This is a genomic window from Massilia cellulosiltytica, assembly GCF_047325105.1.
Lineage (GTDB): Bacteria > Pseudomonadota > Gammaproteobacteria > Burkholderiales > Burkholderiaceae_D > Telluria > Telluria orientalis.
This window is the reverse complement of record NZ_CP168562.1, coordinates 6,592,563-6,610,157: the sequence shown is the minus strand read 5'-3', so window position 1 is coordinate 6,610,157 and position 17,595 is coordinate 6,592,563. Positions and strand designations below refer to the sequence as shown.

12 protein-coding genes are annotated in these 17,595 nt (G+C 66.4%); 8 read left to right on the top strand and 4 right to left on the bottom strand.

Going from position 1 to position 17,595, the window contains the following annotated elements; genetic code table 11:
- Positions 1 to 69 precede the first annotated feature (69 nt).
- Complete coding sequence (locus ACEN9H_RS29000) at positions 70 to 1,311, top strand: maltoporin (protein ID WP_413336813.1); 1,242 nt, start codon at positions 70 to 72, stop codon at positions 1,309 to 1,311.
- Here the strand turns inward: ACEN9H_RS29000 and ACEN9H_RS28995 are convergent, their stop codons facing one another.
- The 3 genes from ACEN9H_RS28995 to ACEN9H_RS28985 are packed head-to-tail and all read right to left on the bottom strand — an operon-like array spanning position 1,312 to position 4,561.
- Entirely contained in the window at positions 1,312 to 2,232 is a 921-nt protein-coding gene (locus ACEN9H_RS28995) for a carbohydrate kinase family protein (protein ID WP_413380448.1), read from the bottom strand. It abuts the gene before it with no gap.
- 1 nt (position 2,233) lies between these two features.
- On the bottom strand, positions 2,234 to 3,445 hold the full coding sequence (locus ACEN9H_RS28990) for an AGE family epimerase/isomerase (protein WP_413338218.1): 1,212 nt from the start codon (positions 3,443 to 3,445) through the stop codon (positions 2,234 to 2,236).
- Between the two features lie 27 nt (positions 3,446 to 3,472).
- Entirely contained in the window at positions 3,473 to 4,561 is a 1,089-nt protein-coding gene (locus tag ACEN9H_RS28985) for a LacI family DNA-binding transcriptional regulator (RefSeq protein WP_413672978.1), read from the bottom strand.
- 273 nt (positions 4,562 to 4,834) lie between these two features.
- Here ACEN9H_RS28985 and ACEN9H_RS28980 point away from each other — a divergent pair, with 273 nt between their 5' ends.
- The 6 genes from ACEN9H_RS28980 to ACEN9H_RS28955 all read left to right on the top strand — a co-directional run bounded on the left by ACEN9H_RS28980 (position 4,835) and on the right by ACEN9H_RS28955 (position 13,180).
- On the top strand, positions 4,835 to 6,106 hold the full coding sequence (locus tag ACEN9H_RS28980) for a sugar MFS transporter (RefSeq protein ID WP_413338215.1): 1,272 nt from the start codon (positions 4,835 to 4,837) through the stop codon (positions 6,104 to 6,106).
- Positions 6,107 to 6,211: 105 nt separating this feature from the next.
- Positions 6,212 to 8,455: a glycoside hydrolase family 3 C-terminal domain-containing protein gene (locus tag ACEN9H_RS28975; RefSeq protein ID WP_413338214.1), complete on the top strand. Its 2,244-nt coding sequence runs from the start codon at positions 6,212 to 6,214 to the stop codon at positions 8,453 to 8,455.
- Between the two features lie 88 nt (positions 8,456 to 8,543).
- Positions 8,544 to 9,872 carry a glycoside hydrolase 5 family protein gene (locus ACEN9H_RS28970; protein ID WP_413338212.1) on the top strand — a complete coding sequence of 443 codons (1,329 nt, stop codon included), beginning with the start codon at positions 8,544 to 8,546 and terminating at the stop codon, positions 9,870 to 9,872.
- Positions 9,872 to 11,086: a glycoside hydrolase family 27 protein gene (locus ACEN9H_RS28965; RefSeq protein ID WP_413338210.1), complete on the top strand. Its 1,215-nt coding sequence runs from the start codon at positions 9,872 to 9,874 to the stop codon at positions 11,084 to 11,086. The genes ACEN9H_RS28970 and ACEN9H_RS28965 overlap by 1 nt, the downstream gene beginning before the upstream one ends.
- Entirely contained in the window at positions 11,086 to 12,132 is a 1,047-nt protein-coding gene (gene axe2C / locus ACEN9H_RS28960) for a bifunctional acetylxylan esterase/glucomannan deacetylase AxeC2 (RefSeq protein WP_413338208.1), read from the top strand. The genes ACEN9H_RS28965 and axe2C overlap by 1 nt, the downstream gene beginning before the upstream one ends.
- 103 nt (positions 12,133 to 12,235) lie before the next feature.
- A complete protein-coding gene (locus tag ACEN9H_RS28955) occupies positions 12,236 to 13,180 on the top strand; it encodes an IS1595 family transposase (protein WP_413675601.1) in 945 nt (314 codons plus the stop codon).
- A 225-nt stretch (positions 13,181 to 13,405) separates the two neighbouring features.
- Here ACEN9H_RS28955 and ACEN9H_RS28950 read toward each other — a convergent pair whose 3' ends face one another.
- Complete coding sequence (locus ACEN9H_RS28950) at positions 13,406 to 13,906, bottom strand: Lrp/AsnC family transcriptional regulator (protein WP_036230990.1); 501 nt, start codon at positions 13,904 to 13,906, stop codon at positions 13,406 to 13,408.
- 140 nt (positions 13,907 to 14,046) lie between these two features.
- Between ACEN9H_RS28950 and ACEN9H_RS28945 the strand changes: the two genes are divergently transcribed.
- Complete coding sequence (locus tag ACEN9H_RS28945; protein WP_413338206.1) at positions 14,047 to 17,595, top strand: indolepyruvate ferredoxin oxidoreductase family protein; 3,549 nt, start codon at positions 14,047 to 14,049, stop codon at positions 17,593 to 17,595.

The following is a 17,595-nucleotide window of genomic DNA, read 5'->3' as shown; positions in this document are numbered from 1 at the left end:
ACCTGCCGCGGCATCTGCGCCGCGGCCGGACGGGATCCGCTTTGCCCATAAAAACAATCAGGAGATACCATGCGCATGCCAACCATCGCGCCGGCGCTGCTCGCGCTCGCGTTTTGCATCCCTGCGTCCGCCGTGGACGTCCAGAATTACCTGCGCGCCAACGCGGCCGCGAATTCCGAAGGCGGCGGCCAGACCTGCTTCGGCCTGGCCGGCGCGGGCGCCAAGTACCGCTTGGGGAATGAATGCGGCGTCTACGGTGAGATGCTGCTGGGCCAGCACCTCGTGCGGGGCGACGCCGGCGAGGACGTGAAGGCGTACGCCATGCTCAACCTGGGCAACGCGGCCGCGTCGAGCAATGCAAGGCGGCCGCAGGGCGGCTGGAAGATCGGCCTGCCGCAAGCGTACCTCGCCATCGAACACGTGAGCGGACTCGGTGACGCCGCGCTGTGGATCGGGCGCCGCTACTACAAGCGCGAAGGCGCGAACGTCAACGATTTCCTGTACTGGAATCCGTCCGGCATGGGCGTCGGCATCGAGGACGTGCCGCTGGGACCCATGAAGTTCAGCTACGCCTACCTGCACGACGACCAGCAGACGATGCCGATCATGCGCGTCGGCGACACGGCGAACCGCCACGATGTTCAGCTGCGCGGCGTGCCCGTGAATCCGGGCGGCACGCTGGAACTGGGCCTGGCGCTGATCCGCAGCGATGGCCAGCGTGATCATCACGGCGGTTCGATGATCACGGTGCAGCACCGCCAGCGCGTGCTGGACGGCGCCGGCGACAACCGTCTCGCGGTCCAGTGGGGCACGGGCGCCGGCACGGACAATGGCGCGACGGGCGACATCACGAGCGGCGACGACGTGCACCGGCTGCGCATCGTCGACAGCTGGTACGCGCAAGTCACGCGCCGCTTCGGCGGAGAACTCGTCGCCGTCTGGCAGCGCGATTCGGCTCACACTTCGGCACACGATCCGGCCAAGGCAAAAACGTGGGCCTCCGCCGGCGGCCGCATGTCGTATGCGCTGTCCGACAAGATAAAACTGCTGGCGGATATCGGCCATGACCGCGTGGCGCCGCAGAACGGCGACGTGCGCCGGCTGACCAAGGTCACGGGCGCCGTCGCGCTGATGTCGAAGCCCGGCTATTTCGACCGTCCGGAATTGCGCCTGTTCGTCACGCACGCGCGCTGGAACGAGGCCGCGCGCGCGGCCGCGCGGATGAACGATCCGCTGGCCGCGAACGGCATCCATGGCACGACGCTGTCCGGATTCACCGTCGGCGCCACCTACGAAAACTGCTGGAAGTGATCAGGCGTGCATCCCGGCCAGCAAGGTATCGATGGCGGCCAGCGACGGCGGCGTGGCGCCGGCCGCGAGGCAGGCCGCGGCGCCCGCCGCCACGGCGAAGCGCAGGTGGGCGAGGCCATCGCGTTCGGGCGCATGCAGCATGCTCCACGCCAGCGCGGCGATGCTGGCGTCGCCCGCGCCGACCGTGTCCACGGGCGTGATGCGCGGCGCCGCCATCTCCCACGATCCTGCCGGCGTATGCAGCGAGGCGCCGGCCGCCCCCTTCGTGTACAGATAGGTGGCGTCCGGGTTCCAGCCGCGCAGCGTCGCGAAGGCGGCATCGGCGTCGTCCGTCCGGAGGAGGCCCACGAGATCCTCTTCCGAGACCTTCACGACGTCGGCCAGGGCCGTCATGCGCCGGAGTGTCGGGTCGTAGTTCTCGTCCATCAGCGCGCGGAAGTTCGGGTCGTAGCTGATGCGCACGCCCCGCGCCTTCAACGTTTCGGCCAGCGCGACGAGCTTGCCGGCCAGCGGCTGGCGCGCCAGGCTGATGCCGCCGAAGTGCGCCCAGCGGCAGGCGCCCATCCAGTCTTGCGGCAGCTGCGCGGCGTCGAAATGCAGGTCCGCGCTGTCGTCGCCGACGAAGAAATAGCTGGGCGGGTCGAGGCGGTGCACGATCGCGAGCAGCGGCGATTTGTCCAGGCGCTGCAGGAAGCGCTCGTCCAGGCCTGCATCGAGGGTGGCGCGCCACAGCTGGTCGCCGAACACGTCGCGGCTGACGGCGCCGGCGAAGGCGCTGGGCGCGCCCAGCTTGGCCATCGCGCGCGCCACGTTCCACGTCGAGCCGCCCGTCACGCTGTGCCAGCGCGTGGCGCCGGCGTCGTCGACAATCATGTCGGTCAGGGCTTCCCCTGCCGCGACGAATACGGGAAAGTCCGCCATGTCAGTCCTTCACGAGAACGGTCAATACTTCATAGCAGGCGCCCATCGTGTGGTAGTCGACCTTGCCGGCCGGGCTCTTCTCGTCCGTGAGCTTTTCGTTCGCCGGGCCGAGGATGCGGTACCAGCCGCCGTGTTCGTGATCGACGAAATGTTCCCAGCTGTAGGCCCAGATGCGGTCGTACCAGTCCCAGTACGCTTTATCTCCCGTGCGCGCGCCCAGCAGCGCGGCGGCGGCGAGGCTCTCGGCCTGCACCCAGAAGTACTTGTCGGCGTCGCAGATTTCGTTTTCCGGACCGAAGCCGTAATGGATGCCGCCGTGCTTCGCGTCCCATGCCTTGGTCAGCGCCGCGTCGAACAGCTGGCGCGCGCGCGGCACGAGCCAGTCGGACGGGCCGGCCATCTGGTCCTTGTGGCGTTCCATGATCAGGAGGAGCTTGGCCCATTCCGTCAGGTGGCCCGGCTGGTAGCCCCACGGGCGGAAGATGTTCGTCTTGTCGTCGCGGTTGTAGTCCGGGTCGACGGACCAGTCGCTGTTGTAGTGTTCCCAGACCAGGTTGCCGTACAGGGCCGCCTGGCGCACGGTGATGTTGTGCGCGAGCGTCTCGGCACGCCACAGGAATTTCGTGTCGCCCGTCGCGTCGAACGCGGCCAGCATCGCTTCGCACGCATGCATGTTGGCATTCTGGCCGCGGTACGGGTACAGCGTCGACCAGTCGCCGCTCGCTTCGTCCGCGTACAGGCCGTGCGCCGGTTCCCAGAAGCGGCGTTCCATCAGGTCGTACGTCTCGTCCAGCCAGGCGCGCGCTTCGTCGACGCCGGCCATGACCGCGTGGGCGTACGCCAGCAGCACGAAGGCCAGGCCGTAGCAGTGGTTCGTGTCGTCCGTGACTTTCTTCTGTCCGTCGTTCCAGTCCAGCGTCCAGGCATAGCCGCCCGTCTCCGGGTTGCGGTGCGCGTCGCGCAGGAAGCGCAGGCCGTGCAGCACGCGTTCGCGGTCGGCCGGCTCCTGGAACTGGCGCCACGCCATCGAAAAATTAAACACGAAGCGGGTGCTGCTCACCAGGTGGCGCGTGCGCGCGTCGTAGATCGCGCCGTCGTCCTTGTAGAAGTGATAGAAGCCGCCGCTCGGGTCGACGCAGCGCGGGTCGTAGAACTGGCGGGTGTGGCGGATGTGCTGCAGCAGCGTCGAGCGGGAATGGAAATCGGGAAGCATGGTGGGTGTAGGTGGATAAAAAGTGACTTACTTACGGATGCGGAAGTCTTCGCACACGGTGCTGGCGCGCACGACGAGTTCCACGGGCGCCACCTGTTCCAGCGGCGGATCCTGCGGACCGCGCAGCAGCAGCTCGACGCCCAGCGCGCCCAGCTCCTTCTTGTTGATGCGCAGCGTCGTCAGCGGACGGTGGCCCAGCACGGCGCCGGGGATGTCGTCGAAGCCGACGATCGAGATATCGTGCGGCACCGTCTTCCCGGCCGCGAGGCAGGCGCGCATCGCGACGAGGGCGGCGGCGTCGTTGTAGCAGAACACGGCGTCGGGCGGGTGGGGCTGGTCGAGCAGCGCCTGCATCGCTTCGTAGGCGCCCGTCTCGAGGTCGACGCCGTCCGGCAGGCACGTCTCCAGGCGCGGGTCGGCCAGCATGCCCGCTTCGTACAAGGCCTGGCGGTAGCCGCGGTTGCGCTCGCGGATGCTGTAGTGGCCGAGCGAGCCGGAGATCATGGCGATGCGTTCGCGTCCCAGCGAAATCAGATGCCGGGTGGCGAGGTAGCCGCCCATGTGGTTGTCCGGGTTGACCGAGCTGTAGCCGCGCAGCTTCATGTCGATGAGGACGAGGGGCTTGCCGCTGGCGCGCAGGGCGTTCAGCAGTTCGGGTTCGAAGAAGCCGGCGCACACGATGGCGTCCGGCGCGTGCATGCGCAGCTGTTCCGTGACGCCGTCGGCCGGGCCGACCGCCATGAACGACAGCACGATGCCCTGCTTGCGGCAGGCTTCCTCGGCCCCGTGCAGCACGGGCGAGTAAAACGGGCTGCTGGCGGCCGTATTGTGTTGTCGATGCAACAGGAACGTGAGGCGGCGGATGCGCTTGCGGCGCAGCTTGCAGAAGTCATACCCCAGTTCGTGGGCTGCCGACAACACCATCTGGCGCGTGCTTTCCGTGAGGCCGGGCTCGTTTTTCAGGGCGCGCGAGATCGTGCCGGCCGAGACGCCGGCGTACTTGGCCAGGTCGCGGATCGTGACCGGTGCGGGGCTGTCGCCCGCCCGGGGGCGTGAGGTGACGGGATTCACGTTGTCTCCGATATCGTTGCTGCGCACGCCTTGGGCGTCGCTCATTTGAATGGAGTCTTGCATATGAAAATTCCCTTGGTCAAACGCGAAGGTGCATTTACAGGGAAGTTTAGTCGGCTTTACTAAACAGCTGTTTGCCCGGTATATTCTCATGTAAGAAACCGATTTCATAAGAGGGGAGGCCGTGTTTAGTGGCACCTGACTAAACTTCGCGGCGAATCGCATACCCCGTTTGACCCCTTTACCCTGCTTCTGCAGAATCTTTTCACAATAAAAGTTGCCGTCCTGTTAGCGGTAACATCTCAAGGAGACTTATCCATGGAACGTGCACCACAGGCTGTCGTCGAGCCTGCTAACCGGGCCCAGCCCAGCTACACCTTTCCGCTGACCGTCGTCACCGCACTGTTTTTCATGTGGGGCCTGCTGACGTCGCTGAACGACATCCTGATCCCGCACCTGAAATCGGTCTACAACCTGACGTACGTACAGGCGATGATGGTGAACCTGGCCTTCTTCAGCGGTTACTTCCTGCTGTCGATCCCGGCCGGCGCCCTGATCCGCCGCATCGGTTACAAAGCCGGCGCCGTCGTCGGCCTGGCCGTGTGCGCCGTCGGTGCCGCGCTGTTCTACCCGGCCGCCACCAGCGTGTACGCGCTGTTCCTGTTCGCCCTGTTCGTGCTGGCCGGCGGCATCACCATCCTGCAGGTGGCCGCCAACCCGTACGTCACCGTACTGGGCCCGCCGGCCACCGCGTCGAGCCGCCTGAACCTGACCCAGGCCCTGAATTCCTTCGGCACCTTCGTCGGCCCCCCGATCGGTGGCTACCTGATCCTGTCGCACATCTCGACGGTCGCCGATCCGAACAACATGACCGCCGCCGAGAAGCTGGCGCAGGCGCAGGCCGTGCAGGGTCCGTACCTGGGCCTGGCCGCCACGCTGGCGATCCTGGCCATCCTGTTCGCCGTGATCCGCCTGCCGATCATCCGTGACGAGGACACCGGCACGGTGCGCACCGGCTCGATCCTCAAGCAGAAGCGCCTGATGCTGGGCGTGCTGGCGATCTTCGTGTACGTCGGCGCCGAGGTGAGCATCGGCAGCTTCCTGATCAACTACATGGGCGACTCGTCCATCGCCGGCTTCTCGCCGGAAGTCGGCGCGAACTATGTCGCCTACTATTGGGGCGGCGCGATGGTCGGCCGCTTCATCGGTTCGGCCGTGATGCGCACCGTCAGCCCGGGCAAGGTCCTCGCGTTCAACGCCGCCGTGTGCATCGCGCTGCTGGTGGCGACCACGTTCGGCCATGGCCACTTCGCGATGTGGGCCGTGCTGGCCGTCGGCCTGTTCAACTCGATCATGTTCCCGACCATCTTCAGCATGTCGGTGCACGAACTGGGCCCGCAGACCAGCCAGGGCTCCGGCCTGCTGGTGATGGCCATCGCCGGCGGCGCCGTGGTGCCCGTCATCCAGGCCCAGGCCGCGGACATGATCGGCCTGCAGACGTCGTTCCTGATCCCGGCCGTCTGCTACGCCTTCATCCTGTACTTCGGCGCGAAATACGCCCGCATGTACGTGGACATCAAGGCCGTCTGACCGCCTGATCCGAATTGCCGCCGCGTGGTTCTCACGCGGCGGCACATTGCATATCCAAAGCGTCGCATACCTATAACGATCCGTACCCTAAGAGAGCCTCGTCCCATGCGTTTGAATCAACTGACCCTCGTTGCCGCCCTGGCTGCCGCCTTCCCCCTGTTCGCCACCGCCGCCGACGCGCCCGCCGCGCCGGCCCAGAAGCCGTGGCTGGACCGTTCCCTCAGCGCCGACAAGCGCGCCGAACTCGCCGTCAAGGCCATGACCCGCGAAGAAAAGCTGCGTTGGGTGTTCGGCTATTTCGGCACGTCGTTCGCCCCGAAGGGCACCACGCCGCCGAAAGACGCGATCCCGTTCTCGGCCGGCTTCGTGCCGGGTAACCCGCGTCTCGGCCTGCCGGACCTGCTGGAAACGGACGCCGGCCTCGGCGTCGCCACCCAGGCCACCCCGACCCCGCGCGAGCGCACGGCGCTGCCGTCGGGCCTCGCCACCGCATCGACGTGGGATACGCAGATGGCCTATGCCGGCGGCGCGATGATCGGCTCGGAAGCGCGCCTTTCCGGCTTCAACGTGATGCTGGCCGGCGGCGTGAACCTGATGCGCGATCCGCGCAACGGCCGCAACTTCGAATACGCCGGTGAAGACCCGCTGCTGGCCGGCACGATGGTCGGCCATGCCGTCAAGGGCATCGAATCGAACCACGTCATCTCGACCGTCAAGCACTATGCGCTGAACGACCAGGAGACGGGCCGCAACGAGCACGACGTCCGCATCGACAAGGCCGCGGCCCGCATGTCGGACCTGCTCGCGATGCAGCTCGCGCTGGAGCAGTCGGACGCCGGTTCCGTCATGTGCTCGTACAACCGCGTGTTCGGCACCTATGCGTGCGAGAACGACTACCTGCTGAACGAAGTGCTGAAGAAGGACTGGGGCTTCAAGGGCTACGTGATGTCCGACTGGGGCGCGACGCACAGCACCGTGCAGGCCGCGAACAATGGCCTGGACCGCCAGTCGGGCCAGGAATTCGACAAGTCGCCGTACTTCGGCGGCGCGCTCGACGAAGCCGTGAAGAACGGCTACGTGTCGGAAGCGCGCCTGGACGACATGGCCACGCGCATCGTGCGCGCCATGTTCGCCAAGGGCGTCGTCGACAATCCGGTCGCGCAGGGCGGCAAGATCGACTTCGCGAAGAACGGCGCCGTCAGCCGCGCGACGGCGGAAGAGGGCATCGTCCTGCTGAAGAACGACAACCGCGTGCTGCCGCTGTCGAAAGACGTGAAGACCATCGCCATCATCGGCGGCCATGCCGACGTGGGCGTGCTGTCGGGCGGCGGTTCGTCGCAGGTGTATCCGGTCGGCGGCAATGCCGTGCCGGGCCTGGAGCCGAAGGTCTGGCCGGGTCCGGTCGTGTACTACCCGTCGTCGCCGCTGCGTCACATCCAGGCGCTGGCGCCGAACGCGAAGGTCGTGTACGACGACGGCACCGATCCGGCACGCGCCGCGCGCGTGGCCGCGCAGGCCGACGTCGCGCTCGTGTTCGCGACGCAGTGGATCGGCGAGGCGAACGACGCGACGTCGCTGGCGCTGCCGGACAACCAGGACACCCTGATCGACAACGTGGCCGGCGCCAACCCGCGCACCGTCGTCGTGCTGGAAACGGGCGGCCCGGTCGCGATGCCGTGGGTGTCGAAGATCCCGGCCGTGCTGGAAGCGTGGTACCCGGGCACGAGCGGCGGCGAAGCGATCGCGCGCGTGCTGTTCGGCGCCGTGAATCCATCCGGCCACCTGCCGGCCACGTTCCCGGTCTCCGAGCAGCAGCTGCCGCGTCCGAAGCTGGACGGCGATCCGAAACAGCCGGAGCAGCGCTTCACCGTCGATTACACGAAGGAAGGCGCGGCCGTCGGCTATAAATGGTTCGACCAGAAGGGCCTGACCCCGCTGTTCCCGTTCGGCCACGGCCTGTCGTACACGACGTTCTCGTACTCGGGTCTCGCGAGCCAGGTCAAGGACGGGCGCCTGCACGTGCGCTTCAAGGTCACGAACACGGGCAACGTCGCCGGCAAGGACGTGCCGCAGGTGTACGTGTCGCCGCTCGCCGCCAAGTGGGAAGCGCCGAAGCGCCTGGCCGGCTGGGACAAGGTCGCGCTGCAGCCGGGTGAATCGAAGGAAGTCGACGTCGTCGTCGAGCCGCGCATCCTCGGCCTGTTCGACGAGAAGAGCAAGACCTGGCGCATCGCCAAGGGCAAGTACAAGCTGGTGCTGGCCGAAGACGCGGCCGGCAAGAACGCGACCAGCGTGACGGTCGACCTGCCGGCGTCCACGCTGGACGTGCGCGGCCGCCAGCGCAAGTAAGCATCACCCCCCTGCCGCCCACCGCCCGGTGGGCGGCGCATGATCCCACACAATGACGTTCCCCAAGGAGCGCGAGGAGACTACGACCATGCAACGCAAGTTCGGCAACATCGCTTTGGCCGCCACCCTGCTGATGGCGGGTGCGACCCAAGCGGCACAAGCGGCAGACAACAGCGGCTTCGTGGCCGTCAAGGACAGCCATTTCGAACGCAACGGCCAGCGCTACATGATCGCCGGTGCGAACTTCTGGTATGGCGGCTACCTCGGCGCGCCGACGGGCGTGGGCCAGCGGGCCCGCCTCGTCAAGGAGCTGGACCGCATGAAGGCGCTCGGCATCAACAACGTGCGCGTGCTGGCCGTGTCGGAGAAGACGGCAATGAAAAGCGCCGTCAGCCCCGCCACGACGGGCGCGCCCGGGCAGTACGACGAGCAGCTGCTGCAAGGCCTCGACTTCATGATGGCCGAACTGGCAAAGCGTGACATGACGGCCGTGCTCTACCTGAATAATTTCTGGCAGTGGTCCGGCGGGATGACCCAGTACCTGAACTGGTTCACCGGCTCGCCCGCGCACGATCCCAACGTGAGCAAGGACTACGAACGCTACATGGCCGAAAACGCGACGTTCTACACGAACGCCCGCGCCCAGGCCGAATACCGCAACGTGATCGCGAAGATCGTCCAGCGCACGAACACGGTGACGAAGAAGGCTTACCGCGACGACCCGACGATCCTGTCGTGGCAGCTCGCGAACGAGCCGCGCCCCGGCAACAGCAAGTCGACGCCGCGGGAAAAGGCGACGTACGTGAAGTGGATCGCCGAGACCGCCCACTACATCCGCTCGCTCGATGGCCGCCACATGGTCAGCACGGGCAGCGAGGGCCTGGCCGGCTCCGCGCAGGATGCGCAGCTGTACCTGGACGCGCACCGCACGCCGGACATCGCCTACCTGACGTACCACCTGTGGCCGACGAACTGGGGCTGGTTCGATCCGAAGAAGCCCGACGCCACGTGGAACGGCATGATGGAGAAGGCCAGCCACTACCTGAACGTGCATGTCGACTATGCGAAGAAGCTCGGCAAGCCGATCGTGCTGGAGGAGTTCGGCCTGAACCGCGACGGCGGCTCGTTCGACATCAAGGCGTCGACCAAGGTGCGCGACCGCTTCTATGACGCAGTCTTCACGACGCTGGAGAAGCGCGCGGCAGCGGGCGATCCGGTCGCCGGCTGGAACTTCTGGGCGTGGGGCGGTGCGGGGCGTGCGGCCAATGCGGATTACTGGTGGAAGCCGGGTAACGATTTCGTCGGCGATCCGCCGCAGGAAGAGCAGGGCCTTTATTCCGTGTTCGACAGCGATGCCAGCTCGCTCAAGTTGATCGCGGACCACGATAAACGCCTGAAGACGATTGGAGCAAAATAGTGAAACGTAGTGCCTCCCTGATCCTTGCCGCCACCATCGCGGCGTCCCCGGCCGCGGCCTGGGCGCAGAAATTCGACGGCCTCGCGGCCACCCCGCAGATGGGCTGGAACAGCTGGAATAAATTCGCCTGCGACATCGACGAAAAACTGATCCGCGAGACGGCCGATGCCATGGTCAAGCTGGGCCTGAAGGATGCCGGCTACCAGTACATCAACATCGACGACTGCTGGCACGGCGCGCGCGACGAGAACGGCAACATCCAGGCGGACGCGCAGCGCTTCCCGTCCGGGATGAAGGCGCTGTCCGACTACGTGCATGCGCGCGGCCTGAAGCTGGGCATCTACTCGGACGCCGGCGACAAGACGTGCGGCGGCCGTCCCGGCAGCCGCGGCCACGAATACCAGGATGCGAAGACGTACGCCGCCTGGGGCATCGACTACCTGAAATACGACTGGTGCGAGACCAAGGGCCTGAACGCGGTCGGCGCCTACACGACGATGCGCGACGCGATCCGCGCGGCCAACCGCCCGATTCTCTTCAGCATCTGCGAATGGGGCGACAACAAGCCGTGGGAATGGGCGGCCGACGTCGGCCACTCGTGGCGCACGACGGGCGACATCTATCCGTGCTGGGATTGCGAAAAGAGCGCCGGCTCGTGGTCCGCATGGGGCGTGATGCGCATCCTCGACATGCAGGCGGGCCTGCGCAAGCACGCGGGGCCGGGCCACTGGAACGACATGGACATGCTGGAAGTCGGCATGGGCATGACGGAAGACGAGGACCGCGCGCACTTCTCGATCTGGGCCATGATGAATTCGCCGCTCATCCTCGGCAACGACCTGCGTTCGATGCCGGACTCGGTCAAGAAGATCATCGGCCGCCGCGAAGTCATCGCCCTCAACCAGGACCCGCTGGGCGTGCCGGCGCTGCGCTTCTGGAAGCAGGGTCCCGTCGAACTGTGGGCCAAGCCGCTGGCCAACGACGAGTGGGCGTTCATGGTGCTGAACCGCGGCGAGTCCGCGCTGCCGCTGCACTATGACTGGAAGCAGAACGCCATCGCCGACGACCTGTCCAAGCGTGAAGTCGACTTCAAGAAGGCGACCTGGCACTGGACGGATGCGTGGACCGGCAAGACGGGCGACACGAGCAAGCGTCTCGACGCGACCGTGCCGTCGCACGGCGTGCTGCTGCTGCGCCTGAAGAAGGGGGCGTGATGCGCCGGCCGCTCGTTGCCGCGCTGCTGGCTGTGTGCGCGGCTGCGGCGGCCGCCGAGCAGACGATACCCGCCGCCGATACGCACGTCGCGCGCATGGGCCGCTCGGTGGCGGAAGCCGATGGCACCGTGCGCTTCGGCTATCCCGGCGTGACGTTGTCCCTGGTCGTCGACGGCACCCGGCTCGCCGTCGATGCGGCAGGCAGTGCCAGCAGCCTCGTCGACGTCATCGTGGACGGCAAACCCGCCGGCACGTTGCATCTGGCGCCGCAGGTGCAGTCCTATGACGTCTTCAAGGGCGCGGCGCGCGGCTCGCATCGCGTCGAACTCGTGCACCGCAGCGAGACTTGGCTGGGCGTGACGTCCATCGCGCGTTTCACGGCCGATGGCCGGTTCCTCGCCGCCCCCACGCTGCCCAGGCGGCGCCTGCTCGTGCTGGGCGATTCCGTCACGTGCGGCGCCGACATGGAGCGGGGCGCCGGCGACAAGGACACGCCCGATTGGTGGAATCCACGCCTGTCCTACGGCATGCTGGCCGCGCGTGCGCTCGACGCGCAGGTGCAGCTGGTCTGCTATGGCGGCCGGGGTCTCGTGCGCAGCTGGAACGACCGGACCGACGAATTTCAGCTGCCGGCGTTCTACGACCTCGCCATCGCCGATGCCGCGCATCCGGTGCGATGGAACCAGGCCGATTACGCTCCGGACCTGATCGTCATCGCGATCGGCACCAATGACTTCAACCCCGGCATCCCGGAGCGTGCGGCGTATGTCGATACGTACACGGCCTTGTTGCGCCGCGTGCTGCGCGACCATCCGCACGCGCAGATCGCGCTGACGGAAGGCGTGCTGCTGAATGGCGACAAGAAGGCGGCGCTGATCGGTTATCTGAAGGAAGCGATGGGCCGGGTGGGCGACAGGCGCGTGCACCTGCTCGCACCGGTGGCGTACCAGCCCGGTGACGCCGTCAATGGCCATCCGACGACGGCCCAGCATGCGGCCATGGCGGCCGAACTGCTGCCGCAACTGCGGCGCATCACCGGCTGGTAGGCCAAAAAAAATGGCTGTGTTCGCGCTATTTATGTGAACTGAAATTCGTTGTGGAGGTCATACGTATCGCCGAGTTAACTCATGAGGAGTGACGATGCGCGGCCTGACGTTCGACGAATTGTTCGCCCTGCTGTTGGCGGTGCAGTTGTCCCCAGACGACTTGGCTCGGCTACGGGAATGGATTGCCGGCATCGTGGATCCGGCCGAGTGCATTGCCCTGATCGAGCAGGCGGCGGCGGGCCGGCCGTGTCCGCACTGCCGCTGCGCCCGCAAGCACCGCTGCGGCCAGGCCAGCGGACTGCAGCGCTTTCGCTGTCTCGGCTGCGGGCACAGCCACAACGCACTGACCGGTACGCCGCTAGCAAGGCTGCGCAAGAAGGAGCTCTGGCTGCCGTACCTGCAATGCGTGCTCGAATCGCGCACGGTGCGCGATGCCGCGCAAGTCGTCGGGGTGCATCGCACGACCAGCTTCCGGTGGCGCCACCGGTTCGTGCCCGGAGTCATGCGCGACCGGCCGGCGACATTGTCGGCCATCGTCGAGGCCGACGAAACCTACCGGCTGGAGTCGCAGAAGGGTGCGCGCAACCTGACGCGGCCACCCCGAAAACGTGGCGGCGTTGCCAAGCGGCGCGGTATCAACCGGGAACACGATTGCCTGCTCGTCGCGCGCGACCGCAGTGGCCGGACGCTCGATTTTCATACGGGGCGCGGCCAGGTGACGGTGGGGCAATTGCATGAGTGCCTCAAACCCGTGCTGCAAGACGACGCCCTCTTGATCACCGACGGCGCCATCGTCTATCAGCATTTCGCGGAGCAGGCTGGCATCACGCACGAAGCGGTGAACGTGAAATCCGGCGTTCGGGCGCGTGGCGCGATCCATGTGCAGAACGTGAACAGCTGGCACAGCCGGTTCAAAAGCTGGCTGGTGCGGTTCCGCGGCGTGGCGAGCCGCTACCTGATCCATTACTCGGGCTGGCAGCGCGTGCTGGACGATCGTCGGCTCACGAAGCCGGCTCATCTGCTGTCTGCCGCGGTCCAGCTCGGCTAGACGAGCGGGTTACCGAACTACCGCGAACACAGCCAAAAAAATCCGACGGACCGGGCGCGCCCGGTGCATCGGAAAGAGAGCCGGACCACACCGGCTGGAGACGAACCGGCCGCCCCCTGAAGCGACGGCCGGGCCGAGACCAGGTCGAGATTAGCGAGACCGCCGCGCCGGGTCAAACGCGCGCGCGCATCGGACTGCGAGTTTCGTGCTTATTACTAAACAGCCTCAAACAATGGGCAGCGCCGTCGTTTCCTTGATGCGCTGCAGGGCGAAGCTCGACTTGACGTCCAGCACGGCCGGGTGGCGCAGCAAGGTGCTCATCATGAAGCGCGAGAAGTGGTCCATGTCCTCCACGTGCACGCGCAGCAGGAAATCCATCTCCCCCGTCATCGCATAGCAGGCCACCACTTCCGGCCAGGTCGACACGGCCTGGGCGAATTCGAAGCGCGGCGACGTGGCCGGCACGCGCGCGTTCGCCGCGCCTTCGCTGTGTTTTTCCAGGCGGACATTCACATAGGCCAGCAGGCCCAGGCCCAGCTTGTCGGGATCGAGCAGGGCGACATATTGCCGGATGACGCCGGCCTCTTCCAGCCGCTTGATGCGCCGCAGGCAGGGCGACGGCGACAGGCTGACGCGCTCGGCCACGTCCTGGTTCGACAGGCGGCCATCCGACTGGAGGATGGCCAGGATTTTGCGATCGGTTTTATCCAGCTCGATTTTTGACATGAATTCTCCACGGGGCGGGCGTACGTCGCAATTTTATTGCGCAAATCGTCCGGCGGGGGGAATTCATTGAAATTTAATGCTGGGGGTGCGGGTCTATACTGGCCTCAACCGAAACACGACAAACATAATCGGAGACACGCATGAACGCCCCCCTGGACCGCAGCCAGCTGGAACCGCTATCCCCGCACGAGATCACGCTCGACGACAAATGGACGCTCGAGCGCGGCCGCGCCTTCATGACCGGCACCCAGGCGCTGATCCGCCTGCCGATGCTGCAGCGCGAACGCGACCTGAAGGCCGGCCTGAACACGGCGGGCTATATCACCGGCTACCGGGGCTCGCCCGTCACCCAGGTCGACCAGACCGCGTGGAAGGCGAAGAAGCACCTGGAATCGCACCACGTCCACTTCCACCCCGGCATGAACGAAGACCTGGCGGCCACCGCCGTCTGGGGCACGCAGCAGACCAATCTGTTCAAGGATGCGAAGTACGACGGCGTGTTCGCCATGTGGTACGGCAAGGGCCCGGGCGTGGACCGCTGCGGCGACGTCTTTAAACACGGCAACAACGCGGGCTCCGCGAAGAATGGCGGTGTGCTCGTGCTGGCGGGCGACGACCACGCAGCGAAATCGTCGTCCACGGCGCACCAGTCCGACCACATCCTGCACCACTGCGGCATCCCCGTGCTGTATCCGTCGTCCGTGCAGGAATACATCGACTACGGCCTGCATGCGTGGGCGATGAGCCGCTACAGCGGGCTATGGGTGTCGATGAAATGCGTGACCGACATCATCGAATCGGGCGCCGTCGTCGACCTCGATCCGGACCGCGTGCAGACCATCCTGCCGACCGATTTCGAGATGCCGCCGGGCGGCCTGAACATCCGCTGGCCGGACGCCGTGCTGGACCAGGAAGTGCGCATGAACCACTACAAGTGGTATGCCGCGCTGGCCTATGCGCGAGCCAATAAACTCAACCAGATCATCTGGGACAGCCCCCAGCCCAGGATCGGCATCATCACCGCCGGCAAAAGCTACCTCGACACGCGCCAGGCGCTGGCGGATCTCGGCATCGACGAGCAGGCCGCGCGCGACATCGGCCTGCGCGTGTACAAGGTCGGCATGACGTGGCCGCTGGACTCGGTCGGCGTGCACGAATTCGCGCGCGGCCTGGACGAGATCCTCGTCGTCGAGGAAAAGCGGCAAGTGCTGGAATACGCGCTGAAGGAAGAGCTGTACAACCTGCCGGACAGCGAGCGTCCGCGCGTCGTCGGCAAGTTCGACGACGCCGGCGAGTGGAGCGTCAAGAACCGCTCCGGCCAGGGCGACTGGCTGCTGTCGGCGAACTACGAGCTGAATCCGGCCCAGGTCGCGCGCGCGATCGCGTCGCGCATCTCGCACTACTGCGCCGGCCATCCGGTCGCGGAGCGCGTAAAGGAACGCATCGCCTTCCTCGAAGCGAAGGAACTGATCCTCAAGAACATCCCGAAGGCGAACCCGGAAACGGACCGCATCCCGTACTTCTGCTCCGGCTGCCCGCACAACAGCTCGACGAAGGTGCCGGAAGGCTCGCGCGCGATGGCGGGCATCGGCTGCCACTACATGGTGCTGTGGATGGACCGCGAGACGTCCACGTTCACGCACATGGGCGGCGAAGGCGTCACGTGGATCGGCCAGGCCCCGTTCACGGGCGAGAAGCACGTGTTCGCGAACCTCGGCGACGGCACCTATTTCCACTCGGGCGTGCTGGCGATCCGTGCCTCGGTCGCGGCCAAGGTCAACATCACGTACAAGATTCTCTACAACGACGCCGTCGCGATGACGGGCGGCCAGGTCGTCGACGGTCCGCTCGACCCGGCCAGGATCAGCCGCCAGCTCGCGGCCGAAGGCGTGACGCCGATCATCGTCGTCACCGACGAGCCGGACAAATATCCGGACGATTATCCGTGGGCCGAAGGCGTCACCGTGCGCCACCGCGCGGAACTGATGGACGTGCAGCGCGAACTGCGCGAGATGCCGGGCGTGTCGGCCATGATCTACGACCAGACCTGCGCGTCGGAAAAGCGCCGCCGCCGCAAGAAGGGCGCCTATCCGGATCCGGCCAAGCGCGCGGTGATCAACGAAGCCGTGTGCGAAGGCTGCGGCGACTGCTCGAAGCAGTCGAACTGCCTGTCCGTCGAACCGCTGGAGACGGAACTGGGCCGCAAGCGCCAGATCAACCAATCGTCGTGCAACAAGGATTTCTCGTGCGTCACCGGGTTCTGCCCGAGCTTCGTCACGGTCGAAGGCGGCGGACTCAAAAAGCCGAAGAAGACTGCTGCCGAAGCGGCGCCGCCGTCGCTGCCGATGCCGAAGATTCCTGCGACGACGAACCCGTTCGGCATCCTCGTCACCGGCGTCGGCGGCACGGGTGTCGTGACGGTCGGCCAGATCCTCGCGGTGGCCGCCCACGTCGAAGGCAAGGGTGCCCTCGTGCTGGACATGAGCGGCCTCGCGCAGAAGGGCGGTCCGGTGATGTCGCACGTGCGCCTGGCGGACCGCCAGGGCGATTTGTACTCGACGCGCGTCGGCACTGGTAACGCGGACCTCGTGATCGGCTGCGACCAGATCGTGACGGCCAGCCGCGACGCGCTGTCGCGCATGGGCGAAGGCCGCACGTGGGCTGCCGTCAACGGCACCGGCGCCACGACCGCCGCGTTCATCAAGAACCCGGACTGGCAATTCCCGGCCGAAGGTTCGCGCGGCGCCATCGTGCAGGCTTGCGGCGAAGGCAACGTCGACTTCATCGACGCCGGCCACATCGCGACCACGCTGATGGGCGACGCCATCGCCACCAACATGTTCATGCTGGGCTACGCGTTCCAGAAGGGCCACGTGCCGCTGCAGGAAGCGTCGATCCTGAAGGCGATCGAGTTGAACGGCGTGTCGGTCGCCTTCAACAAGGCCGCGTTCAACTGGGGCCGCACGGCGGCGCATGATCTGCCGTCCGTGCAGAAGCTCGTCACGCCCGCGAAGGTGATCGAGTTCAAGCGCGCGCAGACGCTCGACGAGCTCGTCAAGCGCCGCGTCGAACTCTTGACCGCGTACCAGAATGCCGACTATGCCGCGCAGTACAAGGCCTTCGTCGACCGCGTCCGCGCCGCCGAGGAAAAGCTGGGCAAGGGCACGCGCCTGACGGAAGCCGTCGCGCGCTACCTGCACAAGCTGATGGCCTACAAGGACGAGTACGAAGTCGCGCGCCTGTACACGGATCCCGCGTTCATGGCCAGGATCGACGGCATGTTCGAAGGCGACGTCACACTGAAATTCCACCTGGCGCCGCCGCTGTTCGCGAAGAAGGACAAGGACGGCCACCTGGTAAAACAGGAATTCGGCCCGTGGATGATGAAGGCGTTCGGCGTGCTGGCGAAGCTGAAGGGTTTGCGTGGCACGGCATTCGATCCGTTCGGCCACACGGCCGAGCGCCGGATGGAACGCGCCCTGAACCAGGAATACCGCGCCACCATCGAGGGCCTGCTGCCCAGGCTGACGGCCGACAACCTGGCGCAGGCCGTGGCCATCGCGAGTATCCCGGAAGACATCCGCGGCTTCGGCCACGTCAAGGAGCGCAACCTCAAGGTAGCCAAGCGCAAGGAAGCGGAACTGGTATCTGCCTTCCACGCGGGCGGCACCGTCACCCGCGCCGCCTGA